Source organism: uncultured Maribacter sp., from assembly GCF_963974015.1.
In the GTDB taxonomy this organism is placed as follows: Bacteria; Bacteroidota; Bacteroidia; order Flavobacteriales; family Flavobacteriaceae; genus Maribacter.
The window spans coordinates 1-15,411 of the sequence record NZ_CAXBBZ010000010.1; the positions used below are offsets into that span (position 1 = coordinate 1).

Below are 15,411 nucleotides of genomic sequence, written 5' to 3' on the forward strand. Positions count from 1 at the left end.
AAGGGGTTTTTTTATGCCCGATAACCAGATAATCTCTTACCGAGTAATTCCTTTTAGTATATTTAAATATCTAAAATAACAATATGAAAAGGATATTCTGCATTCTTCTTCTGGGTTCAATGGGAATCTTGGGCATAGCCCAAGAAAATAATATTAAAGTTCTGGTAGGTGGCACTCTTATAGATGGCTTTGGTTCAGAGCCTATTAAGAATAGTGTTATAATTATAGAGGGACAAAAAATAATTTCTGTGGGTAATCAAGACAACACGGAAATCCCTGATAATGCTGAGATTATTTCTACTGAAGGAATGAGTGTTTTACCTGGTTTATGGGATATGCATGTTCATACCATGTTAAATGGCCATGCAGATTACGCATATTGGGATAAAACTTATCCACCTCTTTTAGAAAAAACTATAATGCCATCTTCTGCTTATCAATTATTAATGGCTGGTGTTACTAGTGCACGTGATCTAGGTGCACCTTTAAAAGAAAGTATTTCGGTAAGGGACGCCATTAACAAAGGTGAGATTCCTGGAGCCACTTTATATGTGTCAGGACCGTTTATTCAGCATAAACCTTATCCTGGGACAGAAGATTTTAGATGGGGAATTGATGGTGTTGAAGATGCGCGCAAGAAAATAAGGAAACTAGCTGCTGCAGGTGTGGATATGATTAAGCTAATTGACCAAGATCAAATGTCGATTGAAGAAGTTCAGGCTATTGTAGATGAAGCCCATAAGAACAATTTAAAAGTTGTAGCTCATAGTCATAGACCTGAGGAGATTAGAAGAGGATTAATGGCCGGTGCCGATTGTTTTGAACACACTGGTTTATCATCTGCACCTGAATACCCTAATGATATTATGGAAATGATAAAGGAGCGTACTGCAGATATGAGCCAGGGCCCATTATTTTGGACACCTACAGTAGAAGTATTGTATAATTATGAATATATGCGGGATAATCCTGAATTTATTGATGAGGATTCTTGGCATAGAGGTCTACCTGACAGTGTGGTAACGGATATTAAAAAAAGTATAGAGCATTCTGATCGACTTCCTTATTTTCAATTAACCTCTAGTCGAAGACCTACCCTTGAGACTAAGGTAAATCAATTATTAAATGCTGGCGTTGTTTTAATGGTTGGTACCGATAGTGGAATACCAATGAAATTTCATAGTCAATCAACTTGGAATGAGCTCGATGTCTGGGTAAATGAATTTGGGATTGACCCAATGTATGCTATCCGTGGAGCTACATATTGGCCATCATTATGGATGGGAGTATCGGATAAAGTAGGTACCATAACTCCTGGTAAATATGCTGATATTATTGCTGTAAAAGGTGATGTATTAAGATATATAAGTCTTTTGCAAGATGTAGATATGGTAATTAAACATGGTAAACGATATAAATAAATAGAAGATATTAATGTCATATTTAGACACGATTGAAGAACATGAGAGACTTAATGTTTTTTCTCATGCGGTAGGTTCAATTTTAGCAATTTTTGCTATGGTAATTTTACTAAAAGAGAATAGTTTCAAATCTTTCTATGCGGTATCCGGTGTAGTCATTTATAGTATTACATTAATTAGTATGCTTATGGTTTCTACCGTTTATCACGGTGTTACTAACAGAGTTTGGAAGCATAGACTGCGAATCCTTGATCATATTAATATTTATTACCTAATAGCAGGTACTTATACTCCGGTGGCACTAATTACCTTAATTAATGGTAATGGTTGGTTTATTTTTTTTACGGTTTGGGGTGTTGCCTTATTTGGAACATTTTTAAAACTGTTTTTCACTGGTAAATATGAAATTCTGTCTTTATCATTATATCTTATAATGGGCTGGCTTATAGTTTTTGATTTGGATAATCTAATTAACAATACCTCAGAAAATGGTATTCAACTTCTTATGCTTGGCGGGGCATTTTACACTGTTGGCATAATATTTTACGCTATAAAAAAGATTCCTTATAATCACTTTATATGGCACTTGTTCGTGCTAGGTGGCGCAGTGAGTCATTGGTTTTTTATATACTTAGATGTAGTATAAAAACTAAAAATATTTACTAAGTGTTAGGATGTTAAAATCTAAGAATCAATGATGTCCTTATACTCTTCAAAAAAAATCTCAATCTGGATCATAGATTGATTTAAAAACTCCATTGTTTCTCTCCAGGTGTTTTTGTTGTGTATGGATACATTTTTTAATTCTACATAGATTCTTGAAATTTCTTTTTTATTTTCTAATAAAAAGAAATCTTCATAAACTGCTTCTGGAAGATATTCATCTAATAATATAGACTTTAGTGCTACTAAATTATCCCAAATTTTTATACGTTGCTCAAAATCAGTATCTACATCTATGGATACCATTGCCATTCTTATATCGAAATGAAATTTAAAGGACATCCCTTTTGTTTTTGTTTTATATAATATCCATTTGTTCGGAAATGACTTTCCGAAGGCAATCCAAAATTCCTCCCTTAATTTTCTAGAATCTTCTTTACTGAACATTTATAAAAAATAGGCTATAGTTATACCAAAAATAATGACTAATAGTTTTCTTAAGTTAAACTTATGGCCTTCAGAGCTTTCAAATAAGATTACAGTAGAAATATGCAAGAAGACACCGATTACCAAAGCATTTAGATAGACCGCATAGGTCGACAATATTTCAACAGTGTGCGCTAAAAAAGTTCCAATAGGGGTCATTATTGAGAAAAGAATCATAAATAATCCTGCATGTAATGGTTTAATATTAGAACCAAGCAAAAAGATACTCAGAATAATAGCTATCGGAATTTTATGAATTAAAATGCCATAAATTATAGTATCGTTCGAGCCAATAGGTAAGCCTTCTAATAAAGAATGTATACAGAGACTAATAAAAAGTAACCATGGAAAATTTGTACTTTCCTTTGAAATATGTACATGTCCATGTTCTGCACCCTTAGAAAAGAACTCAAGAAATATTTGAAACAATATTCCCATCATAATAAATATTCCAATCGTTTTTGGATTACTGTGAATATAAACCTCAGGTAGTAATTCAAATATGGTTAGGGCTAATAAAAATGCACCACTAAACGCTAATAGAAGTTTGAAATATTCATTTTTTTGGGGTTTGGTTATAACCACAAAAAGAAAACTCAGAAGCACTCCCAGTACTGGTAAAATATAAATCATGTAAATGCTGCTTAGGCTTAAAAAAAAGGAAATAGGTCTTAAATTAATCTAGCGTCAAAATTAGCGTATTTTTGCGGTACGAGAAAAAGTGGATATGGGTAATAATTTTAAAATGGTCGCTAAGACCCTATTTGGTTTTGAGGAACTACTATCTAAGGAACTTAGAAATCTTGGCGCTAGTAATGTTGTTGAGGGTGTACGGAATGTGTCATTCGAAGGAGATTTGGGTTTTATGTACAAGGCAAATTTATGTCTAAGAACAGCTATAAAGATTATTAAGCCTATACATTCTTTTCGGGTTAGAGATGAAAATGATTTATATAAAAAGATTTATGCAATGGACTGGACAGAATATCTTTCTGTCAGTGAAACCTTTGCCATAGACACTACGGTCAATTCTGAAGAGTTTACCCATTCTTTATACGTTTCTCAAAAAACAAAGGATGCAATAGTTGATAAGTTTCGCGATACTGAAGGGACACGACCAGATGTAGATATAAAGGACCCAGACTTACGTATCAATATACATATCCACAATAATGAGTGTAATGTTTCTTTAGATAGTTCTGGTAGCTCTTTACACCGCAGGGGTTATCGTACAGCCACCAATATTGCACCAATCAATGAGGTTTTAGCTTCTGGATTATTGCTTTTGAGTGGTTGGGATGGACAATGCGATTTTCTTGATCCCATGTGTGGTAGCGGTACTATGTTGACAGAGGCGGCTATGATTGCATGTAATATTCCAGCAAATATTAATAGAAAAGGATTCGCTTTTGAAAAGTGGTCGGACTTCGATGCTGAATTATATGAGAAAATTGTTGATTCGAGTTTAAAGAAAACTAGAGAATTTCATCATAAGATAATTGGATACGATAAGGCACCTTCTGCAGTAAGAAAAGCTTTAGATAACATTGAAAATGCAAACTTGACAGATTATATCACTGTAGAAAGAAAGGATTTTTTCAAAACTGAAAAGGAATCTGAAGGTACTTTGCATATGTGCTTCAATCCTCCATATGGAGAACGATTGGATATAGAAATGGAAAATTTCTATAGCGCCATTGGAGACACCTTAAAACAAGGATATCCTGGTACTAATGCATGGTTTATTACTAGTAATCTTCCTGCTTTAAAGTTCGTGGGCCTTCGACCTTCTCGTAAAATAAAAGTATTTAATAGCCATTTAGAATCACGTTTGGTTAAATATGAAATGTATGAGGGTAGCAAAAAAGCTAAACATCAAAAGAATAACGAAGAATGAAACCTAAACACAAAGTACTTGTCTTTAATTTTTTAGGATTTGCTATTCTTTTTGTCTTGTTTAGATTTGGATTAAGCTTATTTCTAAAGCTAGATTCGTTCTATATGTCTTTAATTGCAGCTATATCGGCATCTTTTCTAGCTCCTAAGTATGCAATAGTTAAAAAAGAAGGTCTAGATAAAATTGTAATGAAATGGATTTTCTTTAAAGGTTTTAAAGAACTATAGTTCTTCGACTTCATTCTCGGCTTGATCAATTTTCTTTTTAACTTTATTCTTTTTCTTGTATAATGGTAAGAAATAAGAAATACTATAATTATATCCTACACCGAAACGGCTGTCATCGGTAACTTTATTAAACCCCGGTATCCATAAATTTGGAAAACGGTCATCCTCCTTTTGTGCTAAAATTATTCCTAAACGAATGCTAGCTCCCATATAAATATTGGATAATAGCTCAACTTTAGTTCCAAAAACTGCTTCTAGCCATGTAGCAGAAAGCCCTGATAATTTTTCGGGAACATCAGAGCCAGTAGCAAAATCATCTGGGCTCCAATAACGGTTCGTGTCAAAGTATTGGTAATTGTTCAATGTGTTTTCAAAAGTGCTAAATGCCAATCTTCCTCCTAAATAAATTAGATTGCGCTCCCCATACCAATTTGCGTAATTGTTTTTGTTTACACCTACTTTTAAATAACTACCCGATGTGGTAAAATTAAATAAATCTTCTTGCCTTGTTTTTTCTTCGTTACCTAATTCGGCTGCGATATATAAATTTTGAGTCAATCTATAATCTGCAACTATTTCAAAACCACTATAATTATCGGCTAACGAAGATGTTATAATACGGCTTAGATCTAACCCTAGGCTTATGCCATAAGACTGTTTATATTCAACAGTATCTTTTGGATTTAGGTCTATCGGTTTGCTTTGGCCATAGGCCAAATAGGTAAAAAGTATGAGAGAAAGATTAATGAAAAATCTTGACATGTGTAGAATCTGAATTGATGACTTGTGATCTTATTACTTCTATATCTTTAATCCAATTATTGGTATCAGTAGTTATATTTGCTTGCAAGCTATCATAGTTAACTACAAAACCACATCCGCGAGATAAAAAATCTTCTAATCTTTTGTAAGAGAAATTTAAGGTATCTACATTGCCTGTTTCTGAACCATCTTCTGCTGAAGTTGACCCTGATATCATTATGAAACTTGTAACATCGACATCTGTTTTTAATGGAATAGATATTGTTTTCAACGCCGTTCTATCAGCAATGGTATTTACGGTTACATTTTTACCAACACCAACGACCCTTAATGTAGGTACAGTTTTTAAAGACGATGTGTCATTAATATCATAAAATTCAATAACCAATAATGGAGTACCGCCTTCTACACAAATATCATCTTTCTCACAAGAAGCTACAGCTAGTATACCCATAAATAGTAATATGCCAATTCGAAAACTTCTCATATTAAACTTTCTTTTCTAAAAGTACAACATTTTCGACGTGGTGGGTTTGTGGAAACATGTCTACAGGTTGTACTTTTGTTATCTCGTACATATCTTTCATCATTTCTAAATCTCTTGCTTGGGTTGCACTATTACAACTAACATATACTACTTTATTAGGCGCAATATTTAGTATTTGTTGTACCACATCTTTATGCATACCATCGCGAGGTGGATCAGTAATAATTACATCGGGCACACCATTTTGAGTAATAAACTGTTCATTGAAGACATTTTTCATATCCCCAACAAAGAAGTCTACATTGTTGATTTCATTTCGTATGGCATTTGCTTTAGCATCTAAAATTGCTTCAGGAACTGATTCAATACCCACTACTTTCTTAGCTTTTTTAGATACGAATTGGGCGATGGTGCCAGTACCTGTATAGAGATCATAAACAAGTTCATCACCTTTTAAATCAGCAAAATTTCTTGTTATTTTATATAATTCGTATGCTTGTTCTGAATTTGTTTGGTAAAAAGATTTAGCATTAATCTTAAACTTCAGTCCTTCCATCTCCTCGAAAATATGGTCCCTACCCGCAAAACAAATTATTTCTTGATCATATATAGTATCATTCTGTTTTGGATTGATAACATATAATAAAGAAGTTATTTCAGGAAAGGTGATTGAGAGATGATTTAAAAGTATTTCTCTTTTTTCCTCATCATTTTCAAAGAATTGAATTAGAACCATAATTTCACCATTAGAAGAGCTGCGAATCATTAAGGTACGCAACATTCCATATTGGTTTCTTGGATTAAAAAAAGTTAATCCATTTTCAATAGCGAATTTTTTTGTCTCTAACCGAATTGCATTTGAAGGGTCTTTTTGTAGATGACATTTTTTAATATCCAATATTTTATCCCACATGCCAGGTATGTGAAAACCTAGGGCATTTTTATCTTCAATTTGGTTATCAGATTGTATTTCATCTAATGTTAACCAACGGCTATCTGAAAAAGAAAACTCCATTTTATTTCGATAGAAATAGTGTTCTTTAGAGCCAAGAATGGGTGTTAGTTCTGGTAATTCTAGATGGCCAATTCTTTTTAAGTTATTTTCTACCTCTTTCTGCTTATAGAAAAGTTGGTGCTCATAACCCATGTCTTGCCACTTACAACCACCACAAACACCAAAATGTTGGCATACCGGGTCTACTCTTTTATCTGAAAAAGAATGAAATTTAATTGCTTTTCCTTCGAAATAAGCTTTGCGCTTTTTTGTTGTCTGAACATCAACCACATCACCTGGTACGGTGTTAGTTAAAAAAATAACCCTACCATCTGGTGCTTTTCCAATAGTTTTACCTTTGGCCGCTGCATCTACTACCGTTACATTTTCAAAAATCTCTCGCTTTGTCTTTTTTCGCATGCCGCAAAAATAAAAGGTTTCTTTGGATTGAGAATACTGTTGTTGATAGTATTAACAAGATATTGAAACCATTCGCCGTAATTTTTATTTTTGATGGCAATTATTTGTATTTTTGAGTTTCTACAAGGATGATTTCTCTCCCACGCTGAATTTTCGACTCTTCGAAAGGAAAAAGGTATAGAAGGAATTGCTAAAGTTTTATTTAAAGTAATTTTTATCATGTCAATTTTAGAAAACATTTCTTCTAAGGATGCTATTGCATTAGAAGAAAAACATGGAGCCCACAACTACCATCCATTACCTGTAGTACTAAGTAGGGGTGAAGGGGTATTTGTTTGGGATGTGGAAGGAAAAAAATATTATGATTTCCTTTCTGCCTATTCAGCTGTAAATCAAGGTCACTGCCATCCGAAAATCGTAAATGCGATGACAGAACAGGCTAAAACATTATCGTTGACGTCAAGAGCGTTTTATAATGATATGTTGGGTAAATATGAAAAGTATGCAACCGAAACTTTTCATTTCGATAAGCTTTTACCAATGAATACAGGTGCAGAAGCTGTTGAGACTGCTTTGAAAATTTGTAGAAAATGGGCTTATGAGAAAAAAGGTATCGCTGAGAATTCTGCAGAAATAGTAGTTTGTGAAAATAATTTTCATGGGCGTACAACAACCATTATATCGTTTTCTAACGATCCTGTAGCCCGCAAAAATTTTGGCCCTTATACAGAGGGATTCATAAAAATAGAATACGATAATCTGAACGCCTTAGAAGAGGTGTTAAAAGCAAATAAAAATGTTGCAGGGTTTTTAGTTGAGCCTATACAAGGTGAAGCCGGAGTTTATGTGCCTTCTGCAGGGTATTTAAGTGAAGCGAAAGCACTTTGCGAAAAGTACAATGTACTTTTTATAGCCGATGAAGTTCAAACGGGTATTGCTAGAACAGGACGTTTATTGGCTACTTGCGGTAATTGTTCATGTGAAGACAAGCATTGTAGTGGCACTCCTGAAACAAAACCAGATATATTAATATTAGGAAAAGCCCTATCTGGTGGTGCTTATCCTGTTTCTGCGGTATTAGCTAACGATGCGATTATGAATGTAATTCGGCCTGGTAATCATGGTAGTACTTTTGGCGGTAACCCAATTGCTGCTGCAGTAGGTATTGCAGCCTTAGAAGTAGTAAAGGATGAAAAGCTAGCTGAGAATGCTTTTGTATTGGGTGAGCTTTTTAGAGATGAGCTAAACAAATTCATAGCTACTACTGATTTGGTAAATAGTGTTCGTGGCAAAGGTCTATTAAATGCAATTTTAATTAATGATACCGAAGAAAGTAGTACGGCCTGGGATATTTGTATGGCATTAAAGGAGAATGGACTCCTTGCTAAGCCTACTCATGGTAATATTATTCGTTTTGCGCCGCCGTTGGTAATGACGAAAGAAGAACTTCTAGATTGTGTTTCCATAATTATTAAAACACTTAAAGAGTTTAAAAAATAGAAATATAAAAATCCCCGATGAAAATCGGGGATTTTTTTGGATTATTATTTAATTATTGAAAATCTGTAGTCGCAAAAAATGCGATAATCAATCCAAAATAAATAATTGTAAATATTAATAGAATCACGGCTAATGCAAGCCCTATGTAAGATAATATCTTACCGGTGTTTACATTTTCATAACCCCTATAATTTCCAGGATTTGCTTCATAAAAGTTCTTAGCTTTTTTTGCATTGCTTAAACCAATAATACTGAAAATAGCTCCAAAGGGTCCACAACAGAATAAGGTTAAAACGATAGATAATATGCCAAAAGTAAGGGCATTACTAGCGCCTGGTATTGATTTGTATTCTACAGAATTGTCCATTAATTTGTTATGAATAGTATTAAATTAATATTTTATTGTTCAATTCCCCACTGCTCCAAAAGCTGCTTGGATTGTTCCATTTGCACATCCCAACCAGTTTGGTAAATTGACCATGCTGTCATTAAGAAATAAATAGCGCCTATTGCAAGAACAACAATAGCAATTATTTTAGTCGTTTTTAGGGTGCTATAATTTGAATAATTTTCAGGGTTTAGTTGATACGTTTTTTCATCTTTAGTTACTAAAAACAAAGCGATTCCTCCTAGAATAATTCCGGGTAATCCTGCAAAACAGCAACATAAAAATCCTAAAATAGAGAGTACTAATGCAAATGTAACATTAGGTAATTTTTGTTGTTCCATAATTTAAAGGTTTAGTTAGATAAATTTTAAAATGTAATTGGTCAATATAAAACCTACGGTGCTAATCATAAGTGTGATCGTAATGGAATTAGAATATTTTATGGGGGATAACTTATTGAGACCTAAAAAGGCAAATAACAATAACATAGGATAAATGGCCGGATACATATGAAAAGCGTTCCAAAATTCTCCTTTTAGCAAAAATAATGCTGAACGTTGCAGGCCACAACCAGGGCAGTCTATTCCTATTATTTGTTTAGTGAGACAAGGCAACATAAAGTTTTCCAATCCCAAAATAATAACTAACGCTTTAAATCGCATTTTTAATTTGAATTATAAGTTGGAAAATTACCATTATTTTTGAGCATACAAAATAAAAATATGTCTCAATTTCAGGTAGGTGATATCGTAGAAACTATTGACGACGTTATAAAGGGCGTTGTAGAATCAATTAATGGAGAACAAATAACCATAGTTAGTGATGATGGATTTTCGCTAGATTTCATGGCCAAAGAATTGGTTTATATCTCAAATGAGATTCGTGTATCGAGTTCTGAAATTGCTGAAATTAAAAAAGAAAAAGAACTGCCAAAGCGTAAAAAGGATACTGTGCTTAGGGTGAAAGAAAGAACTGCCCCTAAAATGGAGGTAGACCTTCATATAAATCAGTTAGTGAAAAATTCTAAACAGATAGGTAAGTTTGAAATGCTGAATCTACAATTAGATACAGCAAAAAGACAATTAGATTTTGCTATTAGTAAGCGAATTCAAAAGATTGTTTTTATACACGGAGTAGGGGAAGGGGTGCTCAAAGAAGAGTTGGGTTATTTGTTCAAAAAATATGACAATGTTAAATTTTACGATGCTGATTATCAAAAATATGGGCTAGGTGCAACCGAGGTTTATATCTTTCAGAATTTTTAAATTAGCCTCCTGTAGTTACTGTTCCAAATTCATTTATTTGTAAATCAGTAATTCTGCTGCCATTTTCATTTAAAAAAGAAATTCCGCTTAATTTAATAGTATGTGTGAAAGTTGTATTATCGGTAGAACTTGTAGTAACTAATACGCTTCCGCCTTGAGCTTCAATTTCTTCCATAACAGTTGGTGTTAGTGGTGGTGGTGAATCACAGAAATATGCACTACTTACATTATCTGAAAATATTCGGTAGCTGACCTGCGAGTTTCCAGGAACGGCGCTTTCTATGTCGGTTGTAGTTACTGTATTTTTCAAAAGTCCGCTGGGTAATGTAATAATTAAAGCTTCATCACCATTTATTTTGAACAAAACATTCGAAGTTGAAACGGACACGACATCACAGTTTTGAACAGTATCAATACTGTCAAAATCAACAGTTTCTATTTGTAAATCACCGTCATTACAATCAAAAAATAAAATTGAACAAACAATCAGGAGATATTTTTTCATAATTCAAATTTAATTTAAAATTTGGAAATCCGTTTGTAGCATGGCTGTCATTTATGGGTTAATTAACTTTAATTGAGCTATTTTTGTGCTTTATGTATTAAAGAGTACGCTTATATGAAACATGTATATTTAGACAACGCAGCAACTACACAAGTGCATACAACGGTTATCGCCAAAATGCAAGATGCTCTAGCTAATTCATATGGAAATCCCTCTTCTACGCATAGTTTTGGTAGAACAGCGAAAACTGCTATTGAAAGTGCTAGAAAAACTATTGCTAAGTATATAAACGCTCAGCCTTCTGAAATTATCTTTACCTCTGGTGGTACTGAAGCTGATAATATGATACTGAGGTGTGCAGTACGTGATTTAGAGGTTAAAACGATTATTACTACCAAAATTGAACATCATGCTGTTTTGCATACGGTTGAAGAATTGGAACAAAAAGGTTTAATTAAATTGCTATTTGTGCATTTAGATACTTTTGGGAATCCTGATATGGCTCACTTAGAAACCTTATTACAAAGTGATGATTCTAAAAAACTTGTGAGCTTAATGCATGTAAATAACGAAATTGGCAATAAAATAGATTTAGAGGCTATTACTCTTTTATCGAAAAAATACGGCGCATTAGTGCATTCTGATACAGTACAGTCTTTAGGTCATTATAATTGGGATGTGAAGGCATTTCCTATTGATTTCTTAGCTGCTGCTGCGCATAAATTTCATGGACCTAAAGGAATTGGTTTTGCTTTTATTCGTAAAAATTCAGGAATGAGCTGTATGATTTCAGGTGGTTCTCAAGAGCGTGGTCTTAGAGCAGGTACCGAATCTTTTCATAATATCGTTGGCTTAGAAGAAGCTTTTGTGCATGTATATGAGCACTTAGAGGATGAAAAAAAGTATGTAGAGGGACTTAAGCAATACTTTATTGATAAAATGAATAAGGATATTCCGAATGCCAAATTCAATGGTTATTCTGGCGATATGGAAAAAAGTACATATACCTTGGTTAATGTATGCTTGCCTATTTCTGAAGAGAAAGCAATGATGCTATTATTCAATTTAGATATTAAAGGTATTGCCTGCTCAAAGGGCAGTGCGTGTCAATCTGGTAGTGATGCTGGGTCACATGTTTTAACCCAAATTTTATCCGAAGAAGATCTGAAAAAGCCGTCAGTTCGGTTTTCATTCTCAACATATAATACAAAAGAGGAAATTGACTATACTATTGGTGTGTTGAAAGATATTATTGAGGCGTAATTAATCTTTAAATCGGTCACGTTTACGTTCTCTTTCATAGGGAAATTTACGAATAGCTAATTTCATCATACGATCAATAAGGTCTGTCGTGTTTTTGCCGGTTTTTTTTGTGATTTCCTTTTCGTATTTCCATAATAATTTACCCGATTTGCCATCACTGATTTTTATACCAATACGGCCGTAATTAGCACCACCCGAGATATAATCTGTAAAGCTAAACTCTGTAGGTACACCACTAGATAATAAGATGTTTAAATCTAAGGTGCCACTAATAATACCATCAACCCCTAAAATTTCACTCAACTGTTTTGTTGTGTACACATCTATATTCTCATACGTAATATTGTTCTGTGCTAGTATAGCCGTTGTGTTCTTAATATTTTGAAATTGAACAGGTAGCTTTTTCTTTTTACTACGTTTAGAAAAATAGGTTTCTAAGGCATTCTGTACCGCATAGCCTTCGTTTTGTTCCAGTCTTTTCTGTTCTGATTTAGTCACTTTTTCATTAAGGTCTAAATTGGTAAGAAAAGGAATAATAGCCAAAAGGTTATGGTCAACGCTTAAATCATCAAAATTAGGGCTTTCGTAAATGTTCTTTTGAGCCATTACAGCAAAGCAAGAAAGTAATGTTATAAAAAAAAGTATTCTTTTCATTTTATTTTTTTAAAGGCGTATTCCTAATCTTAAATTTAATACTCTTGATGTTAGATAATTAGGAACCGCATATTCGTTCTTACTGTCTGCGTCTCTCACCCAAGTATTTGTTATTGAATTTTGATTATTGAATAAATTAAATATTTCGAAACCAAGGCTTACTTCTTTAAAAGAATTGAGCCAGTGTGTTACTGGATATTGTTTATCCTTACTTACAAAAATATAGGAAATTCCTAAATCTGCACGTTTATAATCTCTTAATCTATTCTGAAAAATGTATGGGTCTGCATAACTTGGTGACCCACCAGTAACTCCTGTTTGATAAACTAGGTTCAAATACATTTTTAAATCAGGAATTGTAGGAATATAATCTTGAAAAAGAATCCCCAATTTTAAGCGCTGGTCTGTAGGTCTAGGTATGTACCCTCTGTTATTTCTATTTTCTTCAGTTTTTAAGTATCCAATACTTACCCAAGATTCTGTACCTGGTACAAATGCTCCGTTCATTCGCACTTCAGCCCCATATACATAGGCTTCTGAATCATTATTTGCAGTATAGCGAATTCGCACGTCTTCTAAAGTATACGGATTTACATTCTCTAATTTTTTATAGTATGCCTCACTGATTAAAGTGAATGGGCGTTCCCATAATAAAAAACTGTATTCATTGCCTGCCACTAAATGATAGGCTTTTTGCGCTTTTACGTTGGGTTGTATGGTTCCTGAACTATCTCTTAATTCTCTATAAAAAGGAGGTTGATGATATAGACCTGTAGATAAACGAAATAACATATCCTTATCCCAATTAGGTTTTATGGCGATTTGTGCCCGAGGGCTAATGACAGTTTGTGATACTTTTTCAACATCGGTACCACTAACCGTCCAATGATGAGAACGTATCCCTATATTATAGTAGATATCTGTGTCTTTCCAAGTTTTTTGTGTACCTAATTGAACAAAACCAGAAAATCGATTTGTCTTTACAAAGTTCAAAGCATTAATGCCATTATAGGCTACTAAAGGAGCTTTAAATGGTTCTGCTGGCTGATTATTAATGAATTCAGCTCTTGGAGGTCTTATAGAGAATCCTGCGGAATCTATAAATTCAGATTCTCTTAATTGATCTCTTATATCTTCATGTGTGTATTTAGCGCCCCATTCTAAAACAGAATTATTCATAGAATGAGAACCTTTATGTTCCACATTAAAGATAAGTGCATCTAGGTCATTTCTCGTGTGATTAAATTGAGATCCGATACCGCGTGAAGTAAGAACTTCACCAGCCGAATCACTACCTAAATTATTGTCGACTTCCCCTAGTTCATACGATGCAATTAAATCTGAATATTCTTCTTCGATTGTATGGTATATAGATGATATTAGTTTTAACGTAGTATTTTCATTTAAAAAATAACTTCCTTTTAAGGCGCCTAATGCTGTGGTATATCTGATTTTCTCCTGCCCTTGGTAATAGACTACCAATGCTTGCGGATTTTCTAAGGTGCCGAAATTGGTCTGCCTATTTAAAGGTTCGTTGGTATAATCATTAACAGCCAAGTTGCCTAAAAAGTTCAGTTGTAATTTAGATGAGACAGTATAAGTCAAGTAACTTTGCACATCAGTAAAAGACGGAGTGAAATTACTTTGTGTTTGCTGACTATTTACCAACAACGAATTGTTACGATATCGAATCCCAGAAACGGAACTAAATTTATTGTTTTTAGAAACTGTCTCAAGACTCGCGCTGGCACCCAGAAAACTTAAGTCAGCACGTAGTGAAAATAAAGTAGGGGTCTTATATGTAATATCTAAAACGGAAGCTAATTTATCTCCGTATTTTGCTTGGAAACCACCTGCTGAAAATTTTACATCTTTAACTAAATCGCTATTTACAAAACTGAGTCCTTCTTGCTGTGCTGATCGTATTAAAAAAGGCCTATAAACTTCTATCTCATTCACATATACAAGATTTTCATCATAGTTACCGCCCCTAACCGCATATTGTGTACTAAGTTCATTGTTTGATGATACACCTGGTAACAGTTTTAAGATTGTTTCTACCCCAGAATTTGTACCGGGAATTTTCCTAATGGTTTCTGGCGTAATATTTATAATATTTTCTAACGTTCGTTGCCCTGTAGCAGATACCGATACTTCGTCTATCTGAATGACATCTATTCTTAGAACAGGGTTAAATTCAAAAGTTTCGTTTGTTGTCAGTAATAAATTTTTCAGTATTACATCCTTATGGGCAATATGAGAGAAGGTAATCGTGTTTTCTATATCCGCGGTTATTTCTAGAACATAAAATCCGTCAGGTGAGGTTATTGTGCCAACTCCTTCGGTTAAAATATTTACATCTGCCAAGGGTTGATTATTCTCATCAAGAACAATACCCGAAATAGTAGCGTTTTGAGCAAAACTAATAGCATTGCACAGTAATAAGAAAAGGCCTAGAATGCTATAATGTTTCAAGTAT

Annotated in this window: 18 protein-coding genes; 7 read left to right on the forward strand and 11 right to left on the reverse strand. The window is 33.7% G+C overall.

The features are described from left to right. Positions 1-83: 83 nt before the first annotated feature. Both AACZ41_RS12805 and AACZ41_RS12810 read left to right on the forward strand, forming a co-directional pair. A complete protein-coding gene (locus tag AACZ41_RS12805; protein WP_339628894.1) occupies positions 84-1,421 on the forward strand; it encodes an amidohydrolase family protein in 1,338 nt (445 codons plus the stop codon). Positions 1,422-1,434: 13 nt separating this feature from the next. Beyond that, positions 1,435-2,067, forward strand: a complete 633-nt coding sequence (locus AACZ41_RS12810; RefSeq protein ID WP_339628896.1) for a hemolysin III family protein — start codon at positions 1,435-1,437, stop codon at positions 2,065-2,067. A gap of 38 nt (positions 2,068-2,105) precedes the next feature. On the opposite strand, the gene AACZ41_RS12815 is transcribed toward AACZ41_RS12810, so the two are convergent. Together AACZ41_RS12815 and AACZ41_RS12820 are read right to left on the reverse strand one after the other, a co-directional pair. Beyond that, positions 2,106-2,531 (reverse strand): DUF4268 domain-containing protein, encoded by a 426-nt coding sequence (locus tag AACZ41_RS12815; protein WP_339628897.1) that lies wholly within the window; start codon positions 2,529-2,531, stop codon positions 2,106-2,108. Continuing rightward, on the reverse strand, positions 2,532-3,203 hold the full coding sequence (locus AACZ41_RS12820) for a ZIP family metal transporter (protein WP_339628898.1): 672 nt from the start codon (positions 3,201-3,203) through the stop codon (positions 2,532-2,534). A gap of 94 nt (positions 3,204-3,297) precedes the next feature. Between AACZ41_RS12820 and AACZ41_RS12825 the strand changes: the two genes are divergently transcribed. Beyond that, positions 3,298-4,467 carry a THUMP domain-containing protein gene (locus AACZ41_RS12825; protein WP_339628899.1) on the forward strand — a complete coding sequence of 390 codons (1,170 nt, stop codon included), beginning with the start codon at positions 3,298-3,300 and terminating at the stop codon, positions 4,465-4,467. Then, on the forward strand, positions 4,464-4,694 hold the full coding sequence (locus tag AACZ41_RS12830) for a hypothetical protein (RefSeq protein WP_339628900.1): 231 nt from the start codon (positions 4,464-4,466) through the stop codon (positions 4,692-4,694). Before AACZ41_RS12825 ends, AACZ41_RS12830 begins: the two co-directional genes overlap by 4 nt. On the opposite strand, the gene AACZ41_RS12835 is transcribed toward AACZ41_RS12830, so the two are convergent. From AACZ41_RS12835 to rlmD, 3 genes are read right to left on the reverse strand one after another with little or no spacing between them, the layout of a single operon-like run. After that, complete coding sequence (locus AACZ41_RS12835; RefSeq protein WP_339628902.1) at positions 4,689-5,456, reverse strand: DUF6048 family protein; 768 nt, start codon at positions 5,454-5,456, stop codon at positions 4,689-4,691. The genes AACZ41_RS12830 and AACZ41_RS12835 overlap by 6 nt on opposite strands. Continuing rightward, a complete protein-coding gene (locus AACZ41_RS12840; RefSeq protein WP_339628903.1) occupies positions 5,437-5,943 on the reverse strand; it encodes a DUF6452 family protein in 507 nt (168 codons plus the stop codon). Before AACZ41_RS12840 ends, AACZ41_RS12835 begins: the two co-directional genes overlap by 20 nt. Position 5,944: 1 nt before the next feature. Continuing rightward, complete coding sequence (gene rlmD / locus AACZ41_RS12845) at positions 5,945-7,357, reverse strand: 23S rRNA (uracil(1939)-C(5))-methyltransferase RlmD (protein WP_339628905.1); 1,413 nt, start codon at positions 7,355-7,357, stop codon at positions 5,945-5,947. A 219-nt stretch (positions 7,358-7,576) separates the two neighbouring features. Here rlmD and rocD point away from each other — a divergent pair, with 219 nt between their 5' ends. Next, the gene (gene rocD / locus AACZ41_RS12850; RefSeq protein WP_339628906.1) at positions 7,577-8,857 is read left to right on the forward strand and encodes an ornithine--oxo-acid transaminase; all 1,281 of its coding nucleotides are present in this window, start codon (positions 7,577-7,579) and stop codon (positions 8,855-8,857) included. A gap of 52 nt (positions 8,858-8,909) precedes the next feature. Here rocD and AACZ41_RS12855 read toward each other — a convergent pair whose 3' ends face one another. Genes AACZ41_RS12855 through AACZ41_RS12865 form a run of 3 tightly spaced genes read right to left on the reverse strand, consistent with a single transcriptional unit; the run spans position 8,910 to position 9,907 of the window. Continuing rightward, complete coding sequence (locus AACZ41_RS12855) at positions 8,910-9,224, reverse strand: CCC motif membrane protein (protein WP_339628907.1); 315 nt, start codon at positions 9,222-9,224, stop codon at positions 8,910-8,912. 32 nt (positions 9,225-9,256) lie between these two features. Then, positions 9,257-9,586, reverse strand: coding sequence for a CCC motif membrane protein (locus AACZ41_RS12860; RefSeq protein WP_339628910.1), 330 nt, complete (start codon positions 9,584-9,586; stop codon positions 9,257-9,259). A 15-nt stretch (positions 9,587-9,601) separates the two neighbouring features. Beyond that, positions 9,602-9,907 (reverse strand): DUF2752 domain-containing protein, encoded by a 306-nt coding sequence (locus AACZ41_RS12865; RefSeq protein WP_339628911.1) that lies wholly within the window; start codon positions 9,905-9,907, stop codon positions 9,602-9,604. A gap of 60 nt (positions 9,908-9,967) precedes the next feature. On the opposite strand from AACZ41_RS12865, the gene AACZ41_RS12870 reads away from it, so the two are divergent. Continuing rightward, positions 9,968-10,510 (forward strand): Smr/MutS family protein, encoded by a 543-nt coding sequence (locus tag AACZ41_RS12870; RefSeq protein WP_339628912.1) that lies wholly within the window; start codon positions 9,968-9,970, stop codon positions 10,508-10,510. A gap of 1 nt (position 10,511) precedes the next feature. Here AACZ41_RS12870 and AACZ41_RS12875 read toward each other — a convergent pair whose 3' ends face one another. Beyond that, a complete protein-coding gene (locus tag AACZ41_RS12875) occupies positions 10,512-11,015 on the reverse strand; it encodes a hypothetical protein (protein WP_339628913.1) in 504 nt (167 codons plus the stop codon). Between the two features lie 114 nt (positions 11,016-11,129). Here AACZ41_RS12875 and AACZ41_RS12880 point away from each other — a divergent pair, with 114 nt between their 5' ends. Beyond that, the gene (locus AACZ41_RS12880) at positions 11,130-12,278 is read left to right on the forward strand and encodes a cysteine desulfurase family protein (RefSeq protein ID WP_339628914.1); all 1,149 of its coding nucleotides are present in this window, start codon (positions 11,130-11,132) and stop codon (positions 12,276-12,278) included. Here AACZ41_RS12880 and AACZ41_RS12885 read toward each other — a convergent pair whose 3' ends face one another. Continuing rightward, the gene (locus AACZ41_RS12885) at positions 12,279-12,932 is read right to left on the reverse strand and encodes a hypothetical protein (protein ID WP_339628915.1); all 654 of its coding nucleotides are present in this window, start codon (positions 12,930-12,932) and stop codon (positions 12,279-12,281) included. Positions 12,933-12,941: 9 nt separating this feature from the next. Further along, a complete protein-coding gene (locus tag AACZ41_RS12890) occupies positions 12,942-15,407 on the reverse strand; it encodes a TonB-dependent receptor (protein WP_339628916.1) in 2,466 nt (821 codons plus the stop codon). Positions 15,408-15,411: the final 4 nt, after the last annotated feature.

Coding starts and splice junctions, on each gene's coding strand:
- AACZ41_RS12805 (WP_339628894.1), top strand. CDS start 84: ATGAAAAGGATATTCTGCATTCTTCTTCTGGGTTCAATGGGAATCTTG.
- AACZ41_RS12810 (WP_339628896.1), top strand. CDS start 1,435: ATGTCATATTTAGACACGATTGAAGAACATGAGAGACTTAATGTTTTT.
- AACZ41_RS12815 (WP_339628897.1), bottom strand. CDS start 2,531: ATGTTCAGTAAAGAAGATTCTAGAAAATTAAGGGAGGAATTTTGGATT.
- AACZ41_RS12820 (WP_339628898.1), bottom strand. CDS start 3,203: ATGATTTATATTTTACCAGTACTGGGAGTGCTTCTGAGTTTTCTTTTT.
- AACZ41_RS12825 (WP_339628899.1), top strand. CDS start 3,298: ATGGGTAATAATTTTAAAATGGTCGCTAAGACCCTATTTGGTTTTGAG.
- AACZ41_RS12830 (WP_339628900.1), top strand. CDS start 4,464: ATGAAACCTAAACACAAAGTACTTGTCTTTAATTTTTTAGGATTTGCT.
- AACZ41_RS12835 (WP_339628902.1), bottom strand. CDS start 5,456: ATGTCAAGATTTTTCATTAATCTTTCTCTCATACTTTTTACCTATTTG.
- AACZ41_RS12840 (WP_339628903.1), bottom strand. CDS start 5,943: ATGAGAAGTTTTCGAATTGGCATATTACTATTTATGGGTATACTAGCT.
- rlmD (WP_339628905.1), bottom strand. CDS start 7,357: ATGCGAAAAAAGACAAAGCGAGAGATTTTTGAAAATGTAACGGTAGTA.
- rocD (WP_339628906.1), top strand. CDS start 7,577: ATGTCAATTTTAGAAAACATTTCTTCTAAGGATGCTATTGCATTAGAA.
- AACZ41_RS12855 (WP_339628907.1), bottom strand. CDS start 9,224: ATGGACAATTCTGTAGAATACAAATCAATACCAGGCGCTAGTAATGCC.
- AACZ41_RS12860 (WP_339628910.1), bottom strand. CDS start 9,586: ATGGAACAACAAAAATTACCTAATGTTACATTTGCATTAGTACTCTCT.
- AACZ41_RS12865 (WP_339628911.1), bottom strand. CDS start 9,907: ATGCGATTTAAAGCGTTAGTTATTATTTTGGGATTGGAAAACTTTATG.
- AACZ41_RS12870 (WP_339628912.1), top strand. CDS start 9,968: ATGTCTCAATTTCAGGTAGGTGATATCGTAGAAACTATTGACGACGTT.
- AACZ41_RS12875 (WP_339628913.1), bottom strand. CDS start 11,015: ATGAAAAAATATCTCCTGATTGTTTGTTCAATTTTATTTTTTGATTGT.
- AACZ41_RS12880 (WP_339628914.1), top strand. CDS start 11,130: ATGAAACATGTATATTTAGACAACGCAGCAACTACACAAGTGCATACA.
- AACZ41_RS12885 (WP_339628915.1), bottom strand. CDS start 12,932: ATGAAAAGAATACTTTTTTTTATAACATTACTTTCTTGCTTTGCTGTA.